The organism is Vagococcus proximus (assembly GCF_029143285.1).
Classification (GTDB): Bacteria; Bacillota; Bacilli; order Lactobacillales; family Vagococcaceae; genus Vagococcus_D; species Vagococcus_D proximus.
In genome coordinates this window covers 21,445-41,876 of the sequence record NZ_JAPDSH010000006.1, presented here as the reverse complement: position 1 = coordinate 41,876, position 20,432 = coordinate 21,445, and the positions used below count along the sequence as shown (strand labels likewise).

Annotated in this window: 21 protein-coding genes; 2 read left to right on the top strand and 19 right to left on the bottom strand. The window is 33.7% G+C overall.

Annotated elements, in window-relative coordinates:
• Nucleotides 1-46 precede the first annotated feature (46 nt).
• Together OL233_RS08305 and OL233_RS08300 are read right to left on the bottom strand one after the other, a co-directional pair.
• Nucleotides 47-847 (bottom strand): GNAT family N-acetyltransferase, encoded by an 801-nt coding sequence (locus OL233_RS08305; protein ID WP_275471868.1) that lies wholly within the window; start codon nt 845-847, stop codon nt 47-49.
• A gap of 66 nt (nt 848-913) precedes the next feature.
• Entirely contained in the window at nt 914-1,474 is a 561-nt protein-coding gene (locus OL233_RS08300) for a hypothetical protein (protein ID WP_275471867.1), read from the bottom strand.
• Nucleotides 1,475-1,900: 426 nt separating this feature from the next.
• On the opposite strand from OL233_RS08300, the gene OL233_RS08295 reads away from it, so the two are divergent.
• Complete coding sequence (locus tag OL233_RS08295; RefSeq protein ID WP_275471866.1) at nt 1,901-2,443, top strand: TetR/AcrR family transcriptional regulator; 543 nt, start codon at nt 1,901-1,903, stop codon at nt 2,441-2,443.
• Here OL233_RS08295 and OL233_RS08290 read toward each other — a convergent pair.
• Complete coding sequence (locus OL233_RS08290; RefSeq protein ID WP_275471865.1) at nt 2,440-3,744, bottom strand: metal-dependent hydrolase family protein; 1,305 nt, start codon at nt 3,742-3,744, stop codon at nt 2,440-2,442. The genes OL233_RS08295 and OL233_RS08290 overlap by 4 nt on opposite strands.
• 873 nt (nt 3,745-4,617) lie before the next feature.
• A complete protein-coding gene (locus OL233_RS08285; protein ID WP_275471864.1) occupies nt 4,618-6,882 on the bottom strand; it encodes a collagen-binding domain-containing protein in 2,265 nt (754 codons plus the stop codon).
• A 236-nt stretch (nt 6,883-7,118) separates the two neighbouring features.
• On the opposite strand from OL233_RS08285, the gene OL233_RS08280 reads away from it, so the two are divergent.
• Nucleotides 7,119-8,402, top strand: a complete 1,284-nt coding sequence (locus OL233_RS08280; protein WP_275471863.1) for a hypothetical protein — start codon at nt 7,119-7,121, stop codon at nt 8,400-8,402.
• Between the two features lie 33 nt (nt 8,403-8,435).
• Here OL233_RS08280 and OL233_RS08275 read toward each other — a convergent pair whose 3' ends face one another.
• The 15 genes from OL233_RS08275 to OL233_RS08205 are packed head-to-tail and all read right to left on the bottom strand — an operon-like array spanning nt 8,436 to nt 20,422.
• Entirely contained in the window at nt 8,436-9,230 is a 795-nt protein-coding gene (locus tag OL233_RS08275) for a GH25 family lysozyme (RefSeq protein WP_275471862.1), read from the bottom strand.
• 2 nt (nt 9,231-9,232) lie between these two features.
• Complete coding sequence (locus tag OL233_RS08270) at nt 9,233-9,505, bottom strand: phage holin family protein (protein ID WP_275471861.1); 273 nt, start codon at nt 9,503-9,505, stop codon at nt 9,233-9,235.
• A 3-nt stretch (nt 9,506-9,508) separates the two neighbouring features.
• On the bottom strand, nt 9,509-9,727 hold the full coding sequence (locus OL233_RS08265; RefSeq protein WP_275471860.1) for a hypothetical protein: 219 nt from the start codon (nt 9,725-9,727) through the stop codon (nt 9,509-9,511).
• A gap of 39 nt (nt 9,728-9,766) precedes the next feature.
• A complete protein-coding gene (locus OL233_RS08260; RefSeq protein ID WP_275471859.1) occupies nt 9,767-9,964 on the bottom strand; it encodes a hypothetical protein in 198 nt (65 codons plus the stop codon).
• Nucleotides 9,948-12,935 carry a phage tail spike protein gene (locus tag OL233_RS08255; RefSeq protein WP_275471858.1) on the bottom strand — a complete coding sequence of 996 codons (2,988 nt, stop codon included), beginning with the start codon at nt 12,933-12,935 and terminating at the stop codon, nt 9,948-9,950. Before OL233_RS08255 ends, OL233_RS08260 begins: the two co-directional genes overlap by 17 nt.
• The gene (locus tag OL233_RS08250; RefSeq protein WP_275471857.1) at nt 12,932-13,672 is read right to left on the bottom strand and encodes a phage tail domain-containing protein; all 741 of its coding nucleotides are present in this window, start codon (nt 13,670-13,672) and stop codon (nt 12,932-12,934) included. The genes OL233_RS08255 and OL233_RS08250 overlap by 4 nt, the downstream gene beginning before the upstream one ends.
• A complete protein-coding gene (locus OL233_RS08245; RefSeq protein ID WP_275471856.1) occupies nt 13,665-16,280 on the bottom strand; it encodes a phage tail protein in 2,616 nt (871 codons plus the stop codon). Before OL233_RS08245 ends, OL233_RS08250 begins: the two co-directional genes overlap by 8 nt.
• A complete protein-coding gene (locus OL233_RS08240; RefSeq protein ID WP_275471855.1) occupies nt 16,264-16,923 on the bottom strand; it encodes a Gp15 family bacteriophage protein in 660 nt (219 codons plus the stop codon). The genes OL233_RS08245 and OL233_RS08240 overlap by 17 nt, the downstream gene beginning before the upstream one ends.
• Before the next feature lie 4 nt (nt 16,924-16,927).
• Nucleotides 16,928-17,347, bottom strand: coding sequence for a hypothetical protein (locus OL233_RS08235; protein ID WP_275471854.1), 420 nt, complete (start codon nt 17,345-17,347; stop codon nt 16,928-16,930).
• Nucleotides 17,348-17,385: 38 nt separating this feature from the next.
• Nucleotides 17,386-17,895: a phage tail tube protein gene (locus OL233_RS08230; protein ID WP_275471853.1), complete on the bottom strand. Its 510-nt coding sequence runs from the start codon at nt 17,893-17,895 to the stop codon at nt 17,386-17,388.
• Complete coding sequence (locus tag OL233_RS08225; protein WP_275471852.1) at nt 17,879-18,349, bottom strand: minor capsid protein; 471 nt, start codon at nt 18,347-18,349, stop codon at nt 17,879-17,881. Before OL233_RS08225 ends, OL233_RS08230 begins: the two co-directional genes overlap by 17 nt.
• Nucleotides 18,350-18,360: 11 nt before the next feature.
• Nucleotides 18,361-18,696: a minor capsid protein gene (locus OL233_RS08220; RefSeq protein ID WP_275471851.1), complete on the bottom strand. Its 336-nt coding sequence runs from the start codon at nt 18,694-18,696 to the stop codon at nt 18,361-18,363.
• The gene (locus OL233_RS08215) at nt 18,693-19,031 is read right to left on the bottom strand and encodes a putative minor capsid protein (protein ID WP_275471850.1); all 339 of its coding nucleotides are present in this window, start codon (nt 19,029-19,031) and stop codon (nt 18,693-18,695) included. Before OL233_RS08215 ends, OL233_RS08220 begins: the two co-directional genes overlap by 4 nt.
• A complete protein-coding gene (locus OL233_RS08210) occupies nt 19,021-19,437 on the bottom strand; it encodes a head-tail connector protein (protein WP_275471969.1) in 417 nt (138 codons plus the stop codon). Before OL233_RS08210 ends, OL233_RS08215 begins: the two co-directional genes overlap by 11 nt.
• The gene (locus tag OL233_RS08205) at nt 19,409-20,422 is read right to left on the bottom strand and encodes a phage capsid protein (protein ID WP_275471849.1); all 1,014 of its coding nucleotides are present in this window, start codon (nt 20,420-20,422) and stop codon (nt 19,409-19,411) included. Before OL233_RS08205 ends, OL233_RS08210 begins: the two co-directional genes overlap by 29 nt.
• Nucleotides 20,423-20,432 lie beyond the last annotated feature (10 nt).

Sequence of the window (20,432 nt, the reverse complement as noted above, 5' to 3'; positions counted from 1 at the left end):
TGCTTTCATTTCGTTCAGAACTGCATCCTACCGCCTATTTCCATACCTAAATATATTTTTTTAATTGGAATTGAGAATTTGTTTTGATAAAACCACAGTCGGTTAAGGCCTGTGTTACTATGTCAGCTTCATCAAAATTACTCCAAGTCATACTAATTTCACCATATTTTTTATGGAGACTTGATAAAGCTTGCTCCAGATAGCACGTTGGTAGTCTAAACTGACGCATAACCAATGATCTGTTACCCTCTTTATCATAAACTTCATCTAAAACAAGGTCTCCTATTTTTTTATGATTCAAAATAAAATCAAAGCTTTTGTTAAATACGCTTCTATTTTGCCATGGTGTATTTTGAGGATCGGATTGACCCTTACTCATTTCTATACAAATAGCCGATTCTCTTATTTTAGAAAAAACACCTTGGTATATGCCTAAATCAGTTATAATCGAATACCCTTTATCCAAATAAAGATATTTTGCTTTTAAATTCTCTGACAACACTTCAAATTTGATAACTTCTACACCGCTGACTTTTACTCTTTCTTCCATTTTAGAAAGCATCGCTTTAGCAACCCCTGAATGCCTTTCTGAAGGCCTGACGCCCATACCCCCAACCCAAGCTGTCACAATACCATCAAACTCTCTAACCCCTATTAAAATAAGCCCTAGAAGCTTTTCTTCATCTTTCATAATAAAAGATAGTTCTTCTGATAATCCAAACTTGTTAAATCTAGCTGTAAGTGTGTCATTTGTCATTACCATAGGGGTGGGGTAATCACTAAAACAATCGTTCCATAATTCCACACTCTCTGTAAGACTTACCTCATTAAAATTAATAGCTTTCATATTTCACTACACTCCCTTATCATATATATAAATAAAAAGAAAAGACTAACCTGCTTGGCTAGCCTTCTATCTGTCAGATAATAAGTGATCTAATTTATCATTTATTGTCTCTAACTGTCTTTGCGTTGCACGCTCCATTTTTTGAGCTGACTCAAGACGTCTTTTTTCTTCTTCTAACGCTCTCATTTCTGCTTCTAAACGTCTTTTTTCTTCAAGTGTTTTTCTGGATTGTCCCAACTCTAATTCATATTTTAAATCTAAACAATTGATAAAAAATTCAGAAAGTATCGGAATTAGATTCAGTACTAGAGGTAATAATACATATACTAATTTTGAATCTAAGTCTCCTTTGAAAAATTGTGCATTAAAAATTGTCAATAAAACTGAAGTTAGTGATAAAAAATTCTTGAGTACTTTTTTAAAGGTCGATGAATTTAGTTGAGAGTTGTACATATATAATAATAATCCTACAACTACAACTGCCACACAACCAAATAAAATTTTTACAGATAATGTCGCACTATTAATAATTTGAGAAAAACAAACATATTCAAACCCAATTATAACCACAAAAACAAACACAAGTTGAATAATTGTATCTCTTACTTTTCTTAAATTGTCGTTCATATCCAAGGTAACTGTTCCTCCAAACATATACTTAATAGTCCTATTATAACAAAAATAACCTGTTCAATAAAGTATATGTCATATTTATAAACATTAATAACAGCTTTACTCTCTTTTGAAAGTTGTTAAATAGCATTTATTATAATATAATAAATTTAAAAATAACACGGAAGTGCAACTGTTGAGTAACTCGTATACTATTTAGACAGTACTTTCACTGAAGCAGAAAGAGTAATATCAAAATTCCTGGATTCTTACATTTTGAAGGCACTTATACTAAAAAATATTTAAAGCTAGAGAAAACAGGATGGTTGATGCTTGATTTCAACTCTATTTAATTTAAACGTTAGCTATAAGCAATGGTAAAAAGTTGCTTATGGCTTTTATTTTTATTAATAAAAATATCTATTGGAGGATGACTTAGAAATGAAACATTCAAAAAGCTATTTTGCTATACAAAATGCTCTCTATAAATTATTAGAACAATCTGACTTAAAGCAACTAACAATAAATGATATTTGTGAGCAAGCAAATGTTGGTCGCTCAACCTTTTATCACTTATTCCATGACAAATATGAAATATTAGAAAAAGAAAATGAAGCACTCTGCCAAATCGTTGATGATTCGCTTAAAGAGGTTCTCACAATGTCTAACCTAGAACTACATTTAAATAATTTAATTCAAACGTTGAATCATACTAAATTTCTGCAATTGATTGATATTGAAGAAGGCGGAGTAAATTTGAGAAAAGATTTACGAAATATTTTTGAGCAAAACTATATTTTATATTATGATCGAAAAATGATTCAAAAAAAATGGGGGATAACTTTTGATTTTGCTAAAGACTTGTTCTGTTCTACTACCCTTACATTTATCGAGTCCTCAATAAAAAGTCAGGATGAGGAAGACACAAAGAATAATATAAATTTCATTAAAGAAATGATCAATATGTTTTTAGTCTTCACTTAAATTTTATCAAGTAAGCTGTCAACATGTTTAATCCTTTTTACTTTTTTTATCTCAACTAATTCACCATGCTTAATCACCATATCTATATCTTTTAGTGCTGTGATATCATCAATTGGATTATTTTTCATCATAATAAAATCAGCCATTTTCCCAACTTCAATGGAACCATATTTATCATCTATACCTAAAATCTTTGCATTTTCTTTTGTGGTAAGCTTTAAAACATCTAAAGTTTTTACATTTCCATACTTTACGATATGATCTAATTCTCTCCAAAAATCATAATGTGAAACAAAGGACATAGAGGCGTCATTCCCTATTCCAACTTTAATATTATTTTTAATGGCTTGTTTAAAACCAACAAGCATTTCTTGATAAACATATTTTCCATTCTCGTTTGTTATAAAATCAATAGTTGTTTCTTTCTCATTTAAATAAACAGATGGTGCTGCAACAATGAATGTTGGAATTAACGATGTATATCCTCTTAATGATTTTGGATTAGCTTTAAAAAGATCAATTATTTCATCATCCATTCGCGCCCCATGTTCAACAGTATCTACTCCACCTTTTAGAGCGATTCTCACACCTTCAGTACTTTCAACATGAGCTGCAACCATTGTGCCATTTTTATGTGCTTCATCACAAATAGCACTTATCTCTTCTTCAGTAAATTGTAATGCTCCTGCTTCACCTATTCTTCTTGCATCAGTCACACCGCCCGTCACACAAATTTTAATCCAATCAATACCTTGTTTTACATTTTTTCTGACATTCCTTCTTGCTTCCCAAGGTGAATCACTTTCTAATGCTAAATAAGGTGCGCCGTGACCATCCGTAACACTTAAAAAGTAGCCAGAGACTAATAATGTCGGTCCAATCACTTTATTACTATCTATCTTGTCTCTCAGTCTGACATCTTGATAAAAAAATTCTCCTACAGATCTTATTATTGTTACGCCAGACATTAGTTCTATCTGCGCGTTTTTTTTCATTCGATTTAAAATAATCTTCCTACCAAAATGAGTATCCGCTAATCTGTAAATGACATTTAAAATATTTGGTGATCCTGTTACCTCTAATGATTTTCCCGACCCAAAAAGATGAGCATGAGCATTAATCAAACCTGGTAATATATAATTCCCCTTCCCGTCAATAACATTCAACTCCCTTTCACTATTATCAGGATAGTCCATCAGTATCTCTTCGATAATTCCCATTGAGTTAAAAATGATATGCGCTCTTTTAATTTCTCCATTAGAAAAATCAATTAGTCTAATATTTTTTATTATAGTATTCATCAAAATCAGCCTCTTTTATTTTAATCTTAATTTCCTTTACAGTATAAAATCTGCATCACTAAAAAAAAAGAAACAAAAAGAGTAAAATGTCTCATTTGGGACATTTTACTCTTTTTGTTTCAGAGATTACCTATTAAAAAACTTAAATAGTGAACCATTAACAGGACCTATAACAGGACCTATTTACATATTGAAATCTTTAATAAGAGATATCTTAGATAAGTCAACTTACCTCTTTCAGCACCTGTTTAATACAAAATAACCAACTAACACTTATTAAATTATAAATTAACACCATTCTTAATTTACAAACGTCCTATTACCATTACACTCACCTAAAACAATGTCATTAGTTTACTTTGATAGCTATAATGAATGCAAAAAAATTTTGAAAACATCTAAATACACTCAAATTTAGGGTAAAACAAAAACCTCTCAAGACGCTATTATATCAACGTCTTGAGAGGTTTCTTATTTCTCTTAGGAAGTCCTAAGAACACTTATTATACCGGTGGCCGGTATTGTATCATCTTATTAAAACCCTATTGTATCAATAATTTAAAGGATTAATTCATTTATAATGCACCTAGAATTCACCAAATCAAAATTTTTAAATTATTTTCACACGTTTCTACTATTATATAGGTAACAAAATAAATTTTAAAAATAACATACTAAACCATTTTTTCGTACCATATCTAAGAGGGATGATTACAATGAACTCTAAAGAAATACGAATAAAAAATTATTTGATAAGATGATGAATGAAGTTGAAAAAATATTAAATATAGAAAATTTCCAGCTTAATCACTAGCTTTCATAACATAAACCTTCTTTACACTTACGGGATACCTCTCATTCAATCATATGTATTTAATTTTTATATTTTTTATACCCCACTCCCCCTACTAATAAAGTTACTATAGCACCTACTAAAATTAATTTCGAATTTTTTGTTTCACCTGTTTGCGGCAACTGATTTTTATGTGTTGGTGAATTCTTTATCTCTGTTAGTTCTGTTGGTTTTGTTGGTTTTGTTGGTTTTGTTGGTTTCATCGGTTCTGTTGGCTCCGTTGGTTCCGTCGGCTCTGTTGGTTCCGTTGGTTCCGTTGGTTCCGTTGGTTCCGTTGGTTCCGTTGGCTCCGTCGGCTCCGTTGGTTCTGTTGGTTCTGTTGGTTCTGTTGGTTCCGTTGGTTCTGTTGGTTCTGTTGGTTCTGTTGGTTCTGTTGGTTCCGTTGGTTCCGTTGGTTCTGTTGGTTCCGTTGGTTCCGTTGGTTCCGTTGGTTCCGTTGGTTCCGTTGGTTCCGTTGGTTCCGTTGGTTCCGTTGGTTCTGTTGGTTCTGTTGGTTCTGTTGGTTCCGTTGACTCTGTTGGTTCTGTTGGTTCCGTTGGTTCCGTTGGTTCTGTTGGTTCTGTTGGTTCCGTTGGTTCTGTCGGTTCTGTTGGCTCCGTTGGTTCTGTTGGTTCCGTTGGTTCTGTTGGTTCTGTTGGTTCCGTTGGTTCCGTTGGTTCTGTTGGCTCTGTTGGTTCTGTCGGCTCCGTTGGTTCCGTTGGTTCTGTTGGTTCCGTTGGTTCTGTTGGTTCCGTTGGTTCCGTTGGTTCTGTTGGTTCTGTTGGTTCCGTTGGTTCTGTTGGTTCTGTTGGTTCTGTTGGTTCTGTTGGTTCTGTTGGTTCTGTTGGTTCTGTTGGTTCTGTTGGTTCTGTTGGTTCCGTTGGTTCTGTTGGTTCTGTTGGTTCCGTTGGTTCTGTTGGTTCTGTTGGTTCCGTTGGTTCTGTTGGTTCCGTTGGTTCTGTTGGTTCTGTTGGTTCATTATCAACATCAACAATAACAATATTACTAGTATCATTTTTTTGAACCTTAACAGGAATTGGTGTTGAATTTAATTCGTAACCTTCTGGTGCCTTTGTTTCAACTAATGTATAGTCACCAAACTCTAATGGAACTGTTGTTTGTCCATGACCATCCTCATTAACTGCAATGTGATCAACAAGATTACCTTCACTATCAAAAACATCAAATTCTGCGCCTGCTAATAATTTAGCTTTATCTTTAGAATCATGTTTTATAACTTCAATTTTTCCATATTCTGGTTCGTCAATAATACACCCATGCCAGTCCCATCTATGAGTTTCTCCGGCACCTTTAAAAGTATCAACCATAATTGATCCATCAATATTTGAGCCACCACCATCTAAAGTAGCTCCTGGTGCTAAAATACTACCTTGCCAAGGAAAACCAATATTAATATCGCCATTAAAAACTTCTTTATTATTCGTAAAATTCCATAAAAGTGTGCTATCAGAAAAATCACCTGTTTCATGATTTCCACGATCTGTACCATCAACATATTTTAATTTAATAGGGCTTGTAGTTTGATAAGGATTTTGTCCCTCAACATCTACATTAATTAATACAGTCTTTGTTAATTTACAATCTTCTCCGCTTTCTAATCCACTTATAACTAATGGTGTACCAGATTGTAATACATCACTTGTTAGATTAACAACTACTGTTTTTTTATTTATTTTACTAACATCAATGATACGGTTATTTTTGTCTGAAAAATCACTAGCCTTAATTTCAAGATCAGGATTTAAATTAGCAATTCTTTCACTTTGAGTATATAAATTATTGAATTCTTGATCAAAATCAATATATTTTTCCCCTTCTTTATCTTGAAAAATATCCTCTGCTTTCCATTTATCAACAGAAACACCATTTAATGATGGACGATCGGGATTAGTAAGGTCAACAGAAACACTCGTTCCGACAACGACTTTATTATGACCCGTGCCTGGTACTCCAGACGCTCCATTTAATGAGGTTATATTTTCAAAATAGTAATACTCTTTTCCTGTAAACCCATTTGTACCCATTACAGCCTGTGAACCATTCAAATTTTGAGTTGCTACATTCCCAGATGTGTGATTTCTTAACGTCGTTTCTCGAGCAAAGATATGGAAATTTGGGGCGACACCTAATATATTATTTTTCGCCTCTGGTATATCATCATATACACTTCCCCCTGAGGCTACTACATCAGCACCTTTTTTTACAGCATTCGCGCTCATGCCTATTGGTAAAATTAATAATAATGATAAAAATGCCCCCATTATTTTCTTGCTTTTAAAAAACATACACTATACCCTCCTTATTTTTTAGGAATTGTTTTTAAAATTCCATCTTTATTGTATGTTAAGCAAAAAAATACTTCTTATTATATTTTTACTTTACGTATCAAAAAATAATAACGGATATTATTCGTAATATAACAAGATTTTATGTACAAATAACAATTCATCTGTTCAAAAAAGCATGAAGATACTTATCCGGTGGGATATAATGTTTTTATATTATTTATGGAGGTATTTTCATGTGGTGCGAGTTTCTTTCCAAAAGCGATCAACGAAAACTTAAATTTACACATTCTTTACTTTTCGAATTAAAAACTAATCATTCACATGAAAGTATAAATATAACGAAAAAGGATATTGTATCAATTAATAAAGATTTAAATTACTTAGACTCTCCTTTCAAAATTATTAATAATACACTAACATTTACTAAGTTAGTTTTTAACACCGAACAAGCTAAACAATTTACTTATTATAAACTAAGTAATCTATATTATAAAAATACAACTTCTATTCACTTTATAAAAGAACTATTACTTAATCCTGGTTGTACTGTACAGGAAATGTCTGATTTGATTTTTGTATCATCGTCACATATCTATTTTTTAAAAGATAGGATTAATACTATGTCTATTCTTCAGCAAAATAATATTCAAATATCTATTATAAACAACAAACTTTTTTTTCGTGGAGACTCTACTACTATAGCTTTCTTTATATTAGATTTTTTTAAATCTGTGTTCTCAAACAAGCAAGAACTATTTAAAAAAGCCCTTTTAATTAATATCGATCCGAACTCTGATTTTTATATACACAATGATATTCTTGAAATAAAGAATATTATTTCAAATTCAGAAGATACTAAAAACAACAATGACTTGTTAATATCTTTACTGGAAGCTTGTTTTGATTCAAATAAATCTAGCATATCTCCTGTTTCTTTATCATTTGATATAGAGAAAAATCCATTTATCCAATTTATAAAAAAATCATTTTACCTATTAAAAGATGAATATTCCATATTAAGAGATCGTTCGTTCAATACATATGTATCAAGTTTAACTATTTCCTATTTATTCTTTTCACTTAGTTATCAATATTATCCTTCTTTTTTAGATTCATATGATTTTCAGACGATTCATAATAGTAAGCTTTTAAATCAATTCGAAGAAACTTTACTTCTTGATGTCCCAAAAGATCAAAAAATTTATTGTTTTCTTTTTATAAATCATATTATTGGAGTTTTAGAAGCCGAAATGACAACCTTACCACTGAAAATTTTTATTCATCTTACAGAACCTCCACATTTGGAATTAATCATTCAAAATACTATCAAACAAATTTTTGATAAAACTATTATTGAATTTGTTGATAATGCTTACTCTGCAGATGTAATATTAAGTAGCTGTATTGATATTTATGATTATCCTATATCTGAAGAAATCATTTACTATTCAAATGATTTTTTTAATGAACTAAATAAAAAAAACTATCTTTCTTTTATCTCTAAAATGATTCACTAAAAAATCCCCCCCACAATTAAGTGAGGGATTTTTTTAATACTTCAACTTCTGTCCCACATAAATAAGGTTTGGATTTTTAATATTGTTCAGTCTAACTATACTATCCAAAGTTACACCTAAGGATTGAGCAATCATCCCTAATGAGTAATCAGTACTCTTCACAATATAAACTCTTTCTGGTTTGGGTGCTGGTGTCTGTGCTGAACCTTTACTAGATTTTGCATAAGCTTTCCACGCTTTTGAATCACCGTTAAAATAGTCCATGTCCAAACTTCCATTATAACCGGGTAAACGACCATTTGAACTATACTGATGAATCGCAACAAAAGGCCAATATCCTACTTTTCCATTTACATTTGGATGCTTAAACCCATTTTGAATCCCATTCGAATTATACTGAGCCACCCATAAACCATAATCACTTTTAACAACAGAGGTCCAATTCTGCTCGTTTGCGACTGATAAACTCATGTAAATTAATGGCTTAACACCCGTTTTATCCTTCACACGATTTAAGAATCTAAGTACCCACGCTGGACCATTACTCACCGCGGCCATTTCATAATCTAAAACCAACATCGCTTCACCAATATAATTTTTTATATTCTTTAAGAAATAATCTGCTTCTGCAACTGCGTCATTTGTTTGAGCAAAATGATAAACTCCCAGTAATTTTCCTGCTTTTTTTGCTTGTTGGTAATGCTTATCACACTGTGGGTTAACGTAGCTTAGCCCTTCTGTTGCTTTAATGATAACAAAATCACCTTTAACCGTCCCGGCATGTAATGCAGCTTGATAACTCGCTATATCTATTCCATTTAATACCATTTTTATTCCTCCTTATTTTTAACTAAAGGTCTGGTCGTTTGCTTTTTAACTTGATCTATTAACACAGCACCACCTGCTACTAAAATAGCCTGTACAAAATTTAAAGGTACATAGCCTCCTAATAAACACGGTGTAAAACACACACTAATTACAATTAAAAGCGGCAATATATACTTATCATCTAATACATCACTTCGTTTTACCGCATATCCTATAATCCATAAAACAGGTACCATAACGTAACCTTCTTCTACTATTAAAGACATAAAATCCATGAACTAACTTCCTTTCTCTAAATCCCTTATTCTATGATTAGCGGTCTTTATCTTTTCTTCTAGTACAAAAATTTGCTCAACAATTTTATTATGACTATCAACCTTCTTTTCCAATTGCTCCATACGATAACCTAGAAACTTAATCCCATAGGCTACACTACAAACCGAGCCTAAGATACTTCCAATTAATGTTATTAACGCAACCGTTATTTCTGACTGCACTTTAATCACTCCTTAAAAATAACTCTAAAATAAAAAAGCCTACTTTTCAGCTTGCTCTTCCTTTGCATCATATTTATTTTCAATTTCATCACTACACTCTGTATCTTCTTGTTTCTCAACACACGATCTCTTTAATGCATTATTCTCTAGTCTCAAATTAATTATCTCTACTGCTTGTTCAGAAATAACTTGTCTCAAATCTTCCTCATTAATCATTAGATTATATCCCCATTTCATTTATTTTTTGCTTCAACCTGTCTAATTCAATATGTAATTCCTTTAATGGCTCAAAAATATATGGCAATAATTTTTCCACTTCATAAGCACTTGGTTCACCATTAATATAGGTTATCGCACTCTCCATCCCCGCACGTACCAAAGACTCAACAGTATAACCAATAATCGGTTTAGATAAATAGCTAGTTACATCATCGTGATTTTCATCTTCCTCCATTTGAAAGATAGTCGTTTCCAATTCTTTAAAACTAGAAAGTTTAAACTTTTCTATATGACGCTCGTGGTCTAAGATAGTTAATTTCGATTCAGAAAATGTTCCTGAATTATTTTTTAAATATCCACCTTGTGTTAAGCGAACTTGAAAAGTGCCTCCTCCTCCATTTTCAGCTGTATTGAGCCAATCTGACTTCATTTCACCCAGAAACTTATTCCCATTTTGTCTCCTTAACCTAAAAGCGTTCTCCATACTTGGACCGCCCTGAAGATAAAGATACTGATCATACTCTTTCGAATTAACTGTTCTAGCTTCAATATTTGTTGATTTTATTTCTGGTACTGAAATATTACTACACTCCATAGTGGTTGATTTTATTAAATTTGAAGCATAGATATTACCTTCATTTCCAATTCTTGCTACAATATTATCTCCAATTGTCATGATTATTCTACTAGGTTTAATTTCTAGTGATAGGGGTTTACTCGTATTTATATTATCCTTCATTTGAAATTTAGAACCTTGATACGCATAAATATCTATACGCGATTTCATAGTTTTATTTGACGAATCGAGGTACGATCTGAATTTCATAGTATCCTGTCCAAAAGTTGTCGCCGTATATGAACCATAGTTTGATTTAGACTCTGTGGTGACACCCGTAAATTGTAAATCTCGCCACCCTAATTTCCATGTTCCAGAAAAACTACGTGGTTCAATTGCATTCTCCTCATTAAAATTATATGTTCCAGTTAAATAACCATTACTTGTTGTTAATTCCAATTTACTTGCAATTTTTATTAATCCTGTATTAACTGTTCCCGAAGTTAATCTTGAAACATCAACATCAATCGCTTTTATATTTTTTATAAATGCAGTATTAACTGTTAAATTTTTTATATAGGCATCATTCATTTTTACATTACCATCAAGCATAATATTTTTACCTTGAATAAGAACCCCCTTAGGGTTTAAATTAATTTGAGACATCAAATCATCTTTAGAAACCTTTAAGTTAATATCTTTTTTTATAACTGTAATACTCGCTTTATTTGATTCAACATCTTTAACAGTTACGTTAAATTGATTTTTTAATTGGGTAACTTCAGTTTGATCTGCCTTCCCCTTAACACTGGTCTGTATACCATTGATATTTTTTTCTATTGAGGTAATATCACCTTCTAAATTAGAGATACTCTCAATTGAATGCTTACTATCTGTTTCTAACTTATGAATAGACACTTTTCCATCAGCAACATCCTTCTGAGTTAAAGTTAGCTTGTTCTTTTCTTTGTCTAAATCAATTTCAAATTCTTTTAACTTCCCACCATTTTTATCTGCTGCTTCTTTTGCAGCAAGTGCATCCTTTATCGCTTGTTCTGCCGTATCTTTAGAGAATCCAGCTTCTTCTCTAGCCTGTTCGGCTTCTTTCAAAGCTTCATCTATATTTTTATTTACTTCTTCTAACTGCTCCTCTATATTAATATCAAATTCAATTTGTTTCCAAATACTTCCATCCCATCGATACATTTCATAATTACCACCACCGATATCTTTATACCAAATATCGCCAATTTTTGTAGCCTTAGGTTCATCAGGTCCGTAAAAGTTTGTATTTTTCCCATTGGCTGAATGTAGGGCAGTATTAGAATTAGCGACTGATTTTTCAACATCATTTTCCAACTGCTTAATAGTATTTCCTAAACTACCTCTTGGTTCACCAATTTCATATGAAATAACTCTCTCTAAAACTGGATCATATTCTACTCCAATTACTTTAGCCTTGAAATCAATCCCGTACTGAACTAACTTAACCGTTACAGTGTCGCATAACTTAACATTGTCAAAGTTTTTCAAATGATGAAAATCTACTGTCGAGGTTGTATCGATTGGTGTGACTTTAACATTTATTTTTGGCTTACCAACATCATTTTTCTTTACATAACTCTCAGCAAGCTTTTTTAAAGCCGCCTTATCTTTTGGTTCCTCACTACTGAAATCAACAGGTATTGTAATTTTATTAGCATACTTACTTGCGTACGGACCATCAATAATTAAAGAATCAATCGTCAATAATTCTTCCTTATCACTGCCTTCCTCTCTTAATACAGCATAAGGATAAATTGAAGTATAAAGATTGGTCATAATATCATCATTTTCTAAATCTATGATATTTTTTCCGTATGATAATAAAGCTCCTGTATGTTTTCCACGTTGGCTCCATAATTTAACTTTGTAATTATCAAATTCATACTCGCCACCCCAACGTTGTAATATCGAGCCAGTAACACCGCCTAGAGCTAACAACGGATTAGCAACCTTGTCAATGGTCCATACTGTTTTCGTTGTTGTCGTTACATTTGATGTTACTGTAATCTCATTCGGGTTCTTTATAGCATTCTTCCATGTAGTTAGCGCAGCATTAGCACTACCCGACACTATGACTTCCGGGTCCATATAAAACCCTTCAAAGTCATCTCTGATATGCTTGCAGTAGACCTTAGCATACCCTTTTATCGGTTTTGTAATTCTGTTAATTCTAAACCGTTGATTTAATTGACCATTATTATTTACACTAACCAAACGATCATTAGCTAATTCCTTAAACAAATTACTATCAACTAAATATTCAAATTCAAAAGTATAAACGCTATTTCTTTTTTCTCTGATAACTGGGTCTTTAATATCTTTCAGTACACCTATAGCAAACTTATTAAAAATGGAAGCTTCTGCTTTATATAGAATTGGATAACTCATAACTTATTACACCACCTCGGTTTTATCTCTATCTTAGTGACATTACCTGAAACTACCTTGATTGAGTTGTTACCTTTATTTAATACTGGTAAGGGAAATGTCTGTAGTTTTTCAAACTCATTTTTATTAGCCTTAGTGACTGATTGATAGAGTGTATCTACTTCTATATAGCTATCAACTGAATGAAGGGATAGTGATTGCCCTGCAATACTAAGCTTTACATCTCCACTTCCTGTAATTTTGATATAAGGTTTCGCTACCAAATTCCAACTATTTTTTAAAGTTTGCCCATTTGTTACTTCGGATAATAACTGTCCACTTTCTACATATTTATAAGGTTTCATCTTAAATTTAATAACACTTTTCCCAAACGTGTGCATGATATGTTCAATATCGTATTCACTATAATGAATGGCTTTATAAATAAAACCAGGGTCATATGACAATAATAAATCTCCCCACCCTTCATACTTATCCAAATCAGCATCTAACCAACTATTTAGATTAGAGCTTTCTAGAAATAAATCTTTATCCGATGGCATTGCTAAACTCACAGGAAATGAAAATTCAACTGACTTTAACCGTTTATTATCAATTGCCACATCTCCATCAATACCAGGAACCTCAACGAATGAGATATCTCTTTCTGGTTTAGTGAACGCTAATTCATTATGTAACTTCAAATAAAAATCAGAACTCTTTTTACCACAATACTCAAAATAGATTGTCTCACTCATTTACAAAGCCCCCTTCTGTTTCAATTAACCATCTCATCTCTTCCATCGTCTTACGAATATCCTCTTTACCCGACCAATTGAATACAGCTCCATCAAAAAAACCTTTGAAGTTTTGTGTTATAACTTTAGGACTTACCGTTTTCTCCTGTGAGCCTTTAGTAAGAATTGAATTTTTTAACGAACCAGCATCCTGTTTCAATAACATATGATTACTATCTAATAAAGGTTGTTTGACTTTCTCAATAACTGTACTCATCGCTTTACTCGGTAACTTAGAATATCGTTCTAAACCAATGCCCCATCCCGACATCATATTTTTTCCAATCATGTCTCTCATCCAATGTGAAGGCGAATGAATATGAAGTGCATCTTTAATTTTATTTTTTATTCCTGAAACTATTCCACCAAGAGTACTCCAAAGACCTTTTACAGCACCACTAATCCCACTGATTAATCCGTTAATAATATCGGCGCCAATAGACTTCAGATTAATATCACCAATAGATAATATTTTTTTCTTGATACTAGCCCAAGTATTACTTGTCCAAGTTTTAGCTTTTTCCCAAGCCCCTTTTATAGTATTAACCATTCGTTCAACAATACCTGAAACACTATTCTTAATCCCATTCCAAATTGAACTTGTCGTATCTTTTATACTATTAAAGATAGAAATAATCCCTTGCTTTAAATTACTGAAAAAAGATTTGATAGCAGAAACAAACCCACTAACAATTGTGCTAATCCCTGATTTTAATCCATTCCATATCGCAATAGATTCAGTTTTTAATACTGTAAAATACCCTTTAACTGCACCTACAAATGCTTTGATTATCCCGGAGACTAAGGCCTTAATCCCTGTCCATATTTTTGATGCAGCATTTTTTATGTTGGTCCAGATTTGGTCAATGTGACTCTTCATTCCTTCAAAATCACCTGTTACTAAATCAATCAGCAATAATACCGGAGCTAAAATAATGTTCTTTATTAACTCCCATGCCCCCTGAGCTATATCACCAATTCCTTGCCAAATTAAAGAAAGTCCGTCCTTAGCACCATTAAATATCGCCATAAACTCCGTAATAAATGGAGTGACGATTGCTTTTATTCCTTCAACAATCAGATTCCATCCTTCTATCGCTAAGTCAGAAATACTTGTCCATAATGCTGATAGCGTTTCTTGAAAGGATTCCCAAGCAGATACAAGCCCATCAACTGCACCCTTAACAAACTCCTTAATCGCATCCCATGCAATTGAGGTAGCTTCTTTTAAACCATCCCAGAAGCCAACAATGCTATCAACCACGCCTTTAATTAAATTCTTTATTCCTTCCCAAATAGCTTTGACTGCATCTCTAAATCCTTCATTTGTTTTCCATAAATAAATTAAACCTGCCACTAAAGCTATAACAGCTGCTGCAATCACTACAAAAACATTGGCATCCATCACTAAATTAAGAACTTCCTGTGCCTTACTCATCAATGTCGTTGCTTCAGTTGCTCCTGACATGATTGATTTAAACTCACCTACACCTTTTTTTACCGTTCCGATGCCCTTTGTTACCTTATCAAAAACATCTAGCCCTTTACTAATTCCTTGGAAAGCTAAAAATCCTGTTGCAACGGTCACTAATACAGGAGCAAACTCTTTTAGTTTATTGACAAGCTCTCCTACCACTTTTAAAGTAGGTGGAATATAATCAGATACTTTCGTTAATGTCTTTTCAAAGACTTCACCAATCTTACTGATATTTTCTTTAATACTTCCTAGACCCGCTTCACCAAACCCTTTGTCTAAATTTTGTATAATCGTCGTCACACCACGAGTAACTGCAGCACCCATATTGGCAAATGTTCCGCTCCACGACGAACCTGCTTCTTTAGCAGCTCCAGCAATTTTACGGATGCCTCCCGCTCCGGTTTCCATTCCTTTTTCAACACTATCAAAGAAATCATCTGCAGATATCGTTCCTTTAGACAATGCATCCTGTACCTCACTCGATGACATCTTATGAGCTGTCGCATACATTCCAACAGCATCAATCCCCACATCAAATAGACGGTCTAGTTGGCCCATATCGACTTTTCCTTTGGTTTTCATCTTTCCAATGGCATCGGTCACACCAGCTAGTTCCTCATTTGTTCCATGACCATAAAAAGCAACCGCATCTCCCCAAGTACCTACAGATTTAGTCGCATCACCTAAGTCCATTCCCCTAGTCACAAAATTCTGAGTTGCCTTAGCGGCTGTATCTAGTCCATAGGCTGTTCCTTTAGTTGCTCCTTTTAATACATCTAATGCTTTACCTGCAGCTCCACTATCACCAGTAATTTCACCAATCGTTCTCTTAAACGCATCCATCGTATCTAAACGTTCAAATGCACCATGAATAGAGTCTTTTACCATATCAATCGCTTTACTTGCGACCTTCACAAGTCCTAAAGCACCGGCTATTTTTTTAACACCAAGCGAACCTTTAGTCCCTGCTTGATGGACCTTGCCACCTATCTGTTTATCTGCACTATTTCCAAAACTATCCAGTTGGCCTTCTGCTTTAGAAGAATTCAATTCAACATCAATTACAACACGTCCATCACTCAGTAGTATCACCTCTTTCCATATGCGCTAATGCCCATTCACGTTTTTCAAGTAAGTCCATCGCTTGAAATGCGATCGCTTCTTGGTTCGATTTCAATGCCACTGACTGCTTGGATTCCAAAATAGCCATACGTTCTTTAGCTGTAGCATCCTTAGGTATTTCCATTTGTCTAATTTCAATCACATTTTTGAAGGTTGTTTTGTCACTAAGACTTCCCAATAAGGCCATGAATTTAAACCAATGCATCTCATCAAATACCTCTAATAAATCAATTCCATAATCTTGTAAAAAAGATGCATAAATATAATCTGAATCTTCCACCAAGTCATAATACTTTTCCATTGGCTCTTGATGAGTTGTTTCATTCTCTAGTGATAGAGGTTCGATTTCATCTGATTTCAAAACATATTTTACAAGTTCGATGAATAAGGCCTCATGAAGAACTTGGTTATTATCTTGAAGCTCCAAAACCTTGTCTACGGTAAGTGTTGTCAGTAACGACAAGGTTAGATTTACCTTAAACGAATCCTCTTCCTCCTCGTCTTCAAATACCTCATACCACCTTAGGACATTGGAAAAAGCCATATCTAACTCGAAATCCATATCTCCTATTGAAACGACATCTCTTATCTTTTTAGATAACGATAAGTACATGGCATTAGCCTTGTTTCTTAGAAGCTACCAATTTAGTTAGTTTTGAACGGTCTTTTATCTTTTCATATTGAGATTGAACTTCTAAGACAGCTTCTATTACCGCTTCACTATCCTCATTAGAAGCAGCGTATAACTGATCAAATGAACCACTTCCTAAAATGACATCCGTCACTTTTCGACAAATGTCTACTGATAAGCCAATACACTCTAATTCCGAATCGTAGTCGTCATCCTTAATAGCCTGTTCGATTTTTTCCTCTAATGCCTTCATCTCTGGGTCAAGTTTCTTAACCATACTTCTGTATTTTCTAATCACTGAATCCGAAGTATTTAACTTAAATTCCATGCCACCAATTCTGACTGGTACATACCCTTTTCCTAACTCAACTACAATGCTATTTCCTTGATTGTTATTTTTTGTCATCGTGATTCCTCCTATTTTTTAAAATAAAAAAGGCTAGTCTACTGACTAACCTTTGGTGTTTCACCTGGTTTATTTTCTGGCTCATCTTTGGAATCTTTAGGTAATCCATCAAAGCCAATTACACATTCAAAATTCCCTCGTTGATTGGCATCGCCACCCGTATGAACAATTCCTGTCAGAATAGCATTCCCTTCACGGACTCGACCGTCTGGCTCTGTGTGTCTAAAATAAACTTCTCGACCTGCACCCGTTTGGTTTAAACGATCACGGACAAACTCTTGCGCTTCATCATTTTTGTAATCACGATGCCCTTTAAAGGCATACTCACTAGAAATAGTTGTAACTGTCTTAGATTTCCCACCACGATCACCATAGTATTGAAACTCTTCTGTATCTTCATCATTACTAGGGTCAACCGTTTGAATGCCTTGCGCTAACTCTTTTAAAACAGGCAACGAACTCCCTACTGGACGTTCGCCTACTTCATATTTGTTCATCCAGTTAGGTAAATAACCACTAACTGCTCCTGCTCTACTTGTTCCCTTCATTTATAACACCCTCTCTTTTTGGTTGAATCATAATAGTCGCTTTGGCTAATAACGTATAAAGATAAGCACCATGCTCTGTCTGTTCGATTAAACGTGGTAAGGTATAGCCTTCACACACTATTAATTGAAAACAATCACTCTCAATTGTTAGATAATTTCCTTTAGTATCAAAGCGTGGTAAATTATCTAATTCATAATAAATAGCCATCGCATCTTGATAGGCTACTTCTTGTTGCTTATTCTTAACGATTATCTGCATAGATACTCTATAAATCACATCACGATTTTGATACCGCTCATCAGTACCTGAAGGAGCATCCAACAAAGCAATCCCACATTCATTATCAGGAATCGGTCTTAAATAAATAAGCGGTCGTCCTTGTTCATCATGACTGATTGAAGCAAGTTGGACCGTCTTTAATAAATGTTCTGACACTCTTTCATAAATATCCATAAAATAACTCCTTAGAGATGCTCTTTCATTGTGCTTTGACCAATAGCTATCCAGTCACTTAACTTTTTATTCTTGGCCACTTCAAACCACAAATGACTAGCATTTGGATTTTTATTCCGTTTTAACTTCAGACTCCTTGTAAAATAAATTCTAGCCGCATACTTTGTAGCCCAAATTACTTTACCTTTTTGAAACTCACTAGCCGAATATACTGAAGCTTCTAACACGCCTGAATCCTTCGCAACGTATTGATTACTATTAACTGCTACTTGTGTAGAAACTGCTTCGAGTGCTTTTTCAGAAGCTTGTGATAGTTTCTTTTTACCACCCATATCCTTATAACTCATACTAACGTCACCTCTACATGATGGGGTGTATCAGATAACGTATAAAGAACCTCACAACTTACAACAGTCAGAGATTCTTCAGCATAAATAATGACATCATCCACTTTTGGTATGACAAAAGGGAGAGAATAATGGGCATCCATATAAAGAATCCCTTTAATAACCTGTTCTTGATTCGTTCCAGTTAGTACCTTTTTAAAATCCGGTTCAAATCTAACTTGGTTAATAGTTACAGGAACTTGATTCCCTTTCCCTCCCCATGCCATATTTTCTGATTTTTTTTCATAAAGAACACTATGGATAAGTAACTTTTTAGGAATAGGTTTAAATAACACGCATCCTCACCTCATTCTTTTTCACCAAATTAGTCCCATCTAAATAAGCCAAGACATTCGGTCCAACTCGTGCTGCCTGTTTGGACTGATCACCTTGACTTCCTGTATATGAAAACTTACCTACTGATACACTTTTCGCATCACTATCGCTTCCTGTTGTATCAATATCTACCCCTTCTAATTGATAGTACTCAACTTGTGCTGCTGTTGCTTTTTTTATAAGACCCACCACTAAGTCGGAAAACTGGGAAAGACCTATATACCCAATTTGATAAGCTGTCACCTGGTCAATCACATCTGAAGCGCGTACAACAAACTTTTCAAAATCAGTCGCCTCTACTGATACTCCGTTGAATACATCATCATAAAACTTTTTATCAATGTACGGTGTTGCTCTCATTTTCATCACCTGCGATTTCGTCATGTTTCGCTTTTTTATCTTTTTTCTTTTGTTTATCTGCTGGTGGTGTTGTTGCTTCTTTAACCCCAACATAACCTAACATTTTAGTTTCTCTAATGACAAAATCATTGTCATTCATCATAAAGTGATAAGTCGCTTGCTTCGCAACGGACACACTATCAGCTGCAGCAGTCGTTAATGTCACATCAAGACCAGCTACCGTTGTTAAGTTTTCAAATGGTGTAAATAAAATAACATCATTTTCCATTCCATCAACAACTTCTACATCATACCCACTAATATTTGTTAAAATACCACCCACAATTGTGGTATCACCTAAATTGGTTTCACGATTTTGAACTTCTGCCACATAAATCAAATTAGTCGCTCGTGACATAAACCACTTGAATGAGCTATTGATATACTTATCTTCAAATTTACCTGTTAGTAAGGTTAAAGATTGAATATCTGGTAAAGCCTCACTTACTGATTTAACAACTGCCTCTTTCTTGGCCATCGCAATATACCCATCATTCAATTTAAGAAAGGCATCGCTAGAACTAGTATCACCATTAAATGATAAATCTTGTAAATCTGCAGCATACTGTTGTTGCATTAGTGATAATAAAGCCTGACGAACATCCTGACCACGAGTCTGAGCGGTATAGAACGTATTTGAATTTTCAATCCATGTATCTAGATATAAAGGAACCAACGTAAATGATACTGTTCCTTCTTCTTTAATATCCGTGCCGTCTGCTTTCGTATTAGTTCCTTGATGTTTTTTTAGTGTGCGCTTCTTCACACCCAATTTATCAATAGAACCCGTTCCACTTTTAGCAAAATAAACTGGAATTTTAGCAAGCGTCGCACTTGTTGCAACAGCATCCATTACAAACGCACGAGCATTATCATCACGCAACGTAACATTGTTTCCACCTTTTTGAATCGCACTCATCTGTTTTAATAATAATTCATTCGTAATTTTCATAGTTTTTCTC

What these genes read in the sequence shown, in the direction of transcription:
- OL233_RS08305 (WP_275471868.1), bottom strand. Translation starts at nt 847, where the DNA reads ATGAAAGCTATTAATTTTAATGAGGTAAGTCTTACAGAGAGTGTGGAA.
- OL233_RS08300 (WP_275471867.1), bottom strand. Translation starts at nt 1,474, where the DNA reads ATGAACGACAATTTAAGAAAAGTAAGAGATACAATTATTCAACTTGTG.
- OL233_RS08295 (WP_275471866.1), top strand. Translation starts at nt 1,901, where the DNA reads ATGAAACATTCAAAAAGCTATTTTGCTATACAAAATGCTCTCTATAAA.
- OL233_RS08290 (WP_275471865.1), bottom strand. Translation starts at nt 3,744, where the DNA reads ATGAATACTATAATAAAAAATATTAGACTAATTGATTTTTCTAATGGA.
- OL233_RS08285 (WP_275471864.1), bottom strand. Translation starts at nt 6,882, where the DNA reads ATGTTTTTTAAAAGCAAGAAAATAATGGGGGCATTTTTATCATTATTA.
- OL233_RS08280 (WP_275471863.1), top strand. Translation starts at nt 7,119, where the DNA reads ATGTGGTGCGAGTTTCTTTCCAAAAGCGATCAACGAAAACTTAAATTT.
- OL233_RS08275 (WP_275471862.1), bottom strand. Translation starts at nt 9,230, where the DNA reads ATGGTATTAAATGGAATAGATATAGCGAGTTATCAAGCTGCATTACAT.
- OL233_RS08270 (WP_275471861.1), bottom strand. Translation starts at nt 9,505, where the DNA reads ATGGATTTTATGTCTTTAATAGTAGAAGAAGGTTACGTTATGGTACCT.
- OL233_RS08260 (WP_275471859.1), bottom strand. Translation starts at nt 9,964, where the DNA reads ATGAAATGGGGATATAATCTAATGATTAATGAGGAAGATTTGAGACAA.
- OL233_RS08255 (WP_275471858.1), bottom strand. Translation starts at nt 12,935, where the DNA reads ATGAGTTATCCAATTCTATATAAAGCAGAAGCTTCCATTTTTAATAAG.
- OL233_RS08250 (WP_275471857.1), bottom strand. Translation starts at nt 13,672, where the DNA reads ATGAGTGAGACAATCTATTTTGAGTATTGTGGTAAAAAGAGTTCTGAT.
- OL233_RS08240 (WP_275471855.1), bottom strand. Translation starts at nt 16,923, where the DNA reads ATGTACTTATCGTTATCTAAAAAGATAAGAGATGTCGTTTCAATAGGA.
- OL233_RS08235 (WP_275471854.1), bottom strand. Translation starts at nt 17,347, where the DNA reads ATGACAAAAAATAACAATCAAGGAAATAGCATTGTAGTTGAGTTAGGA.
- OL233_RS08230 (WP_275471853.1), bottom strand. Translation starts at nt 17,895, where the DNA reads ATGAAGGGAACAAGTAGAGCAGGAGCAGTTAGTGGTTATTTACCTAAC.
- OL233_RS08225 (WP_275471852.1), bottom strand. Translation starts at nt 18,349, where the DNA reads ATGGATATTTATGAAAGAGTGTCAGAACATTTATTAAAGACGGTCCAA.
- OL233_RS08220 (WP_275471851.1), bottom strand. Translation starts at nt 18,696, where the DNA reads ATGAGTTATAAGGATATGGGTGGTAAAAAGAAACTATCACAAGCTTCT.
- OL233_RS08210 (WP_275471969.1), bottom strand. Translation starts at nt 19,437, where the DNA reads ATGAAAATGAGAGCAACACCGTACATTGATAAAAAGTTTTATGATGAT.
- OL233_RS08205 (WP_275471849.1), bottom strand. Translation starts at nt 20,422, where the DNA reads ATGAAAATTACGAATGAATTATTATTAAAACAGATGAGTGCGATTCAA.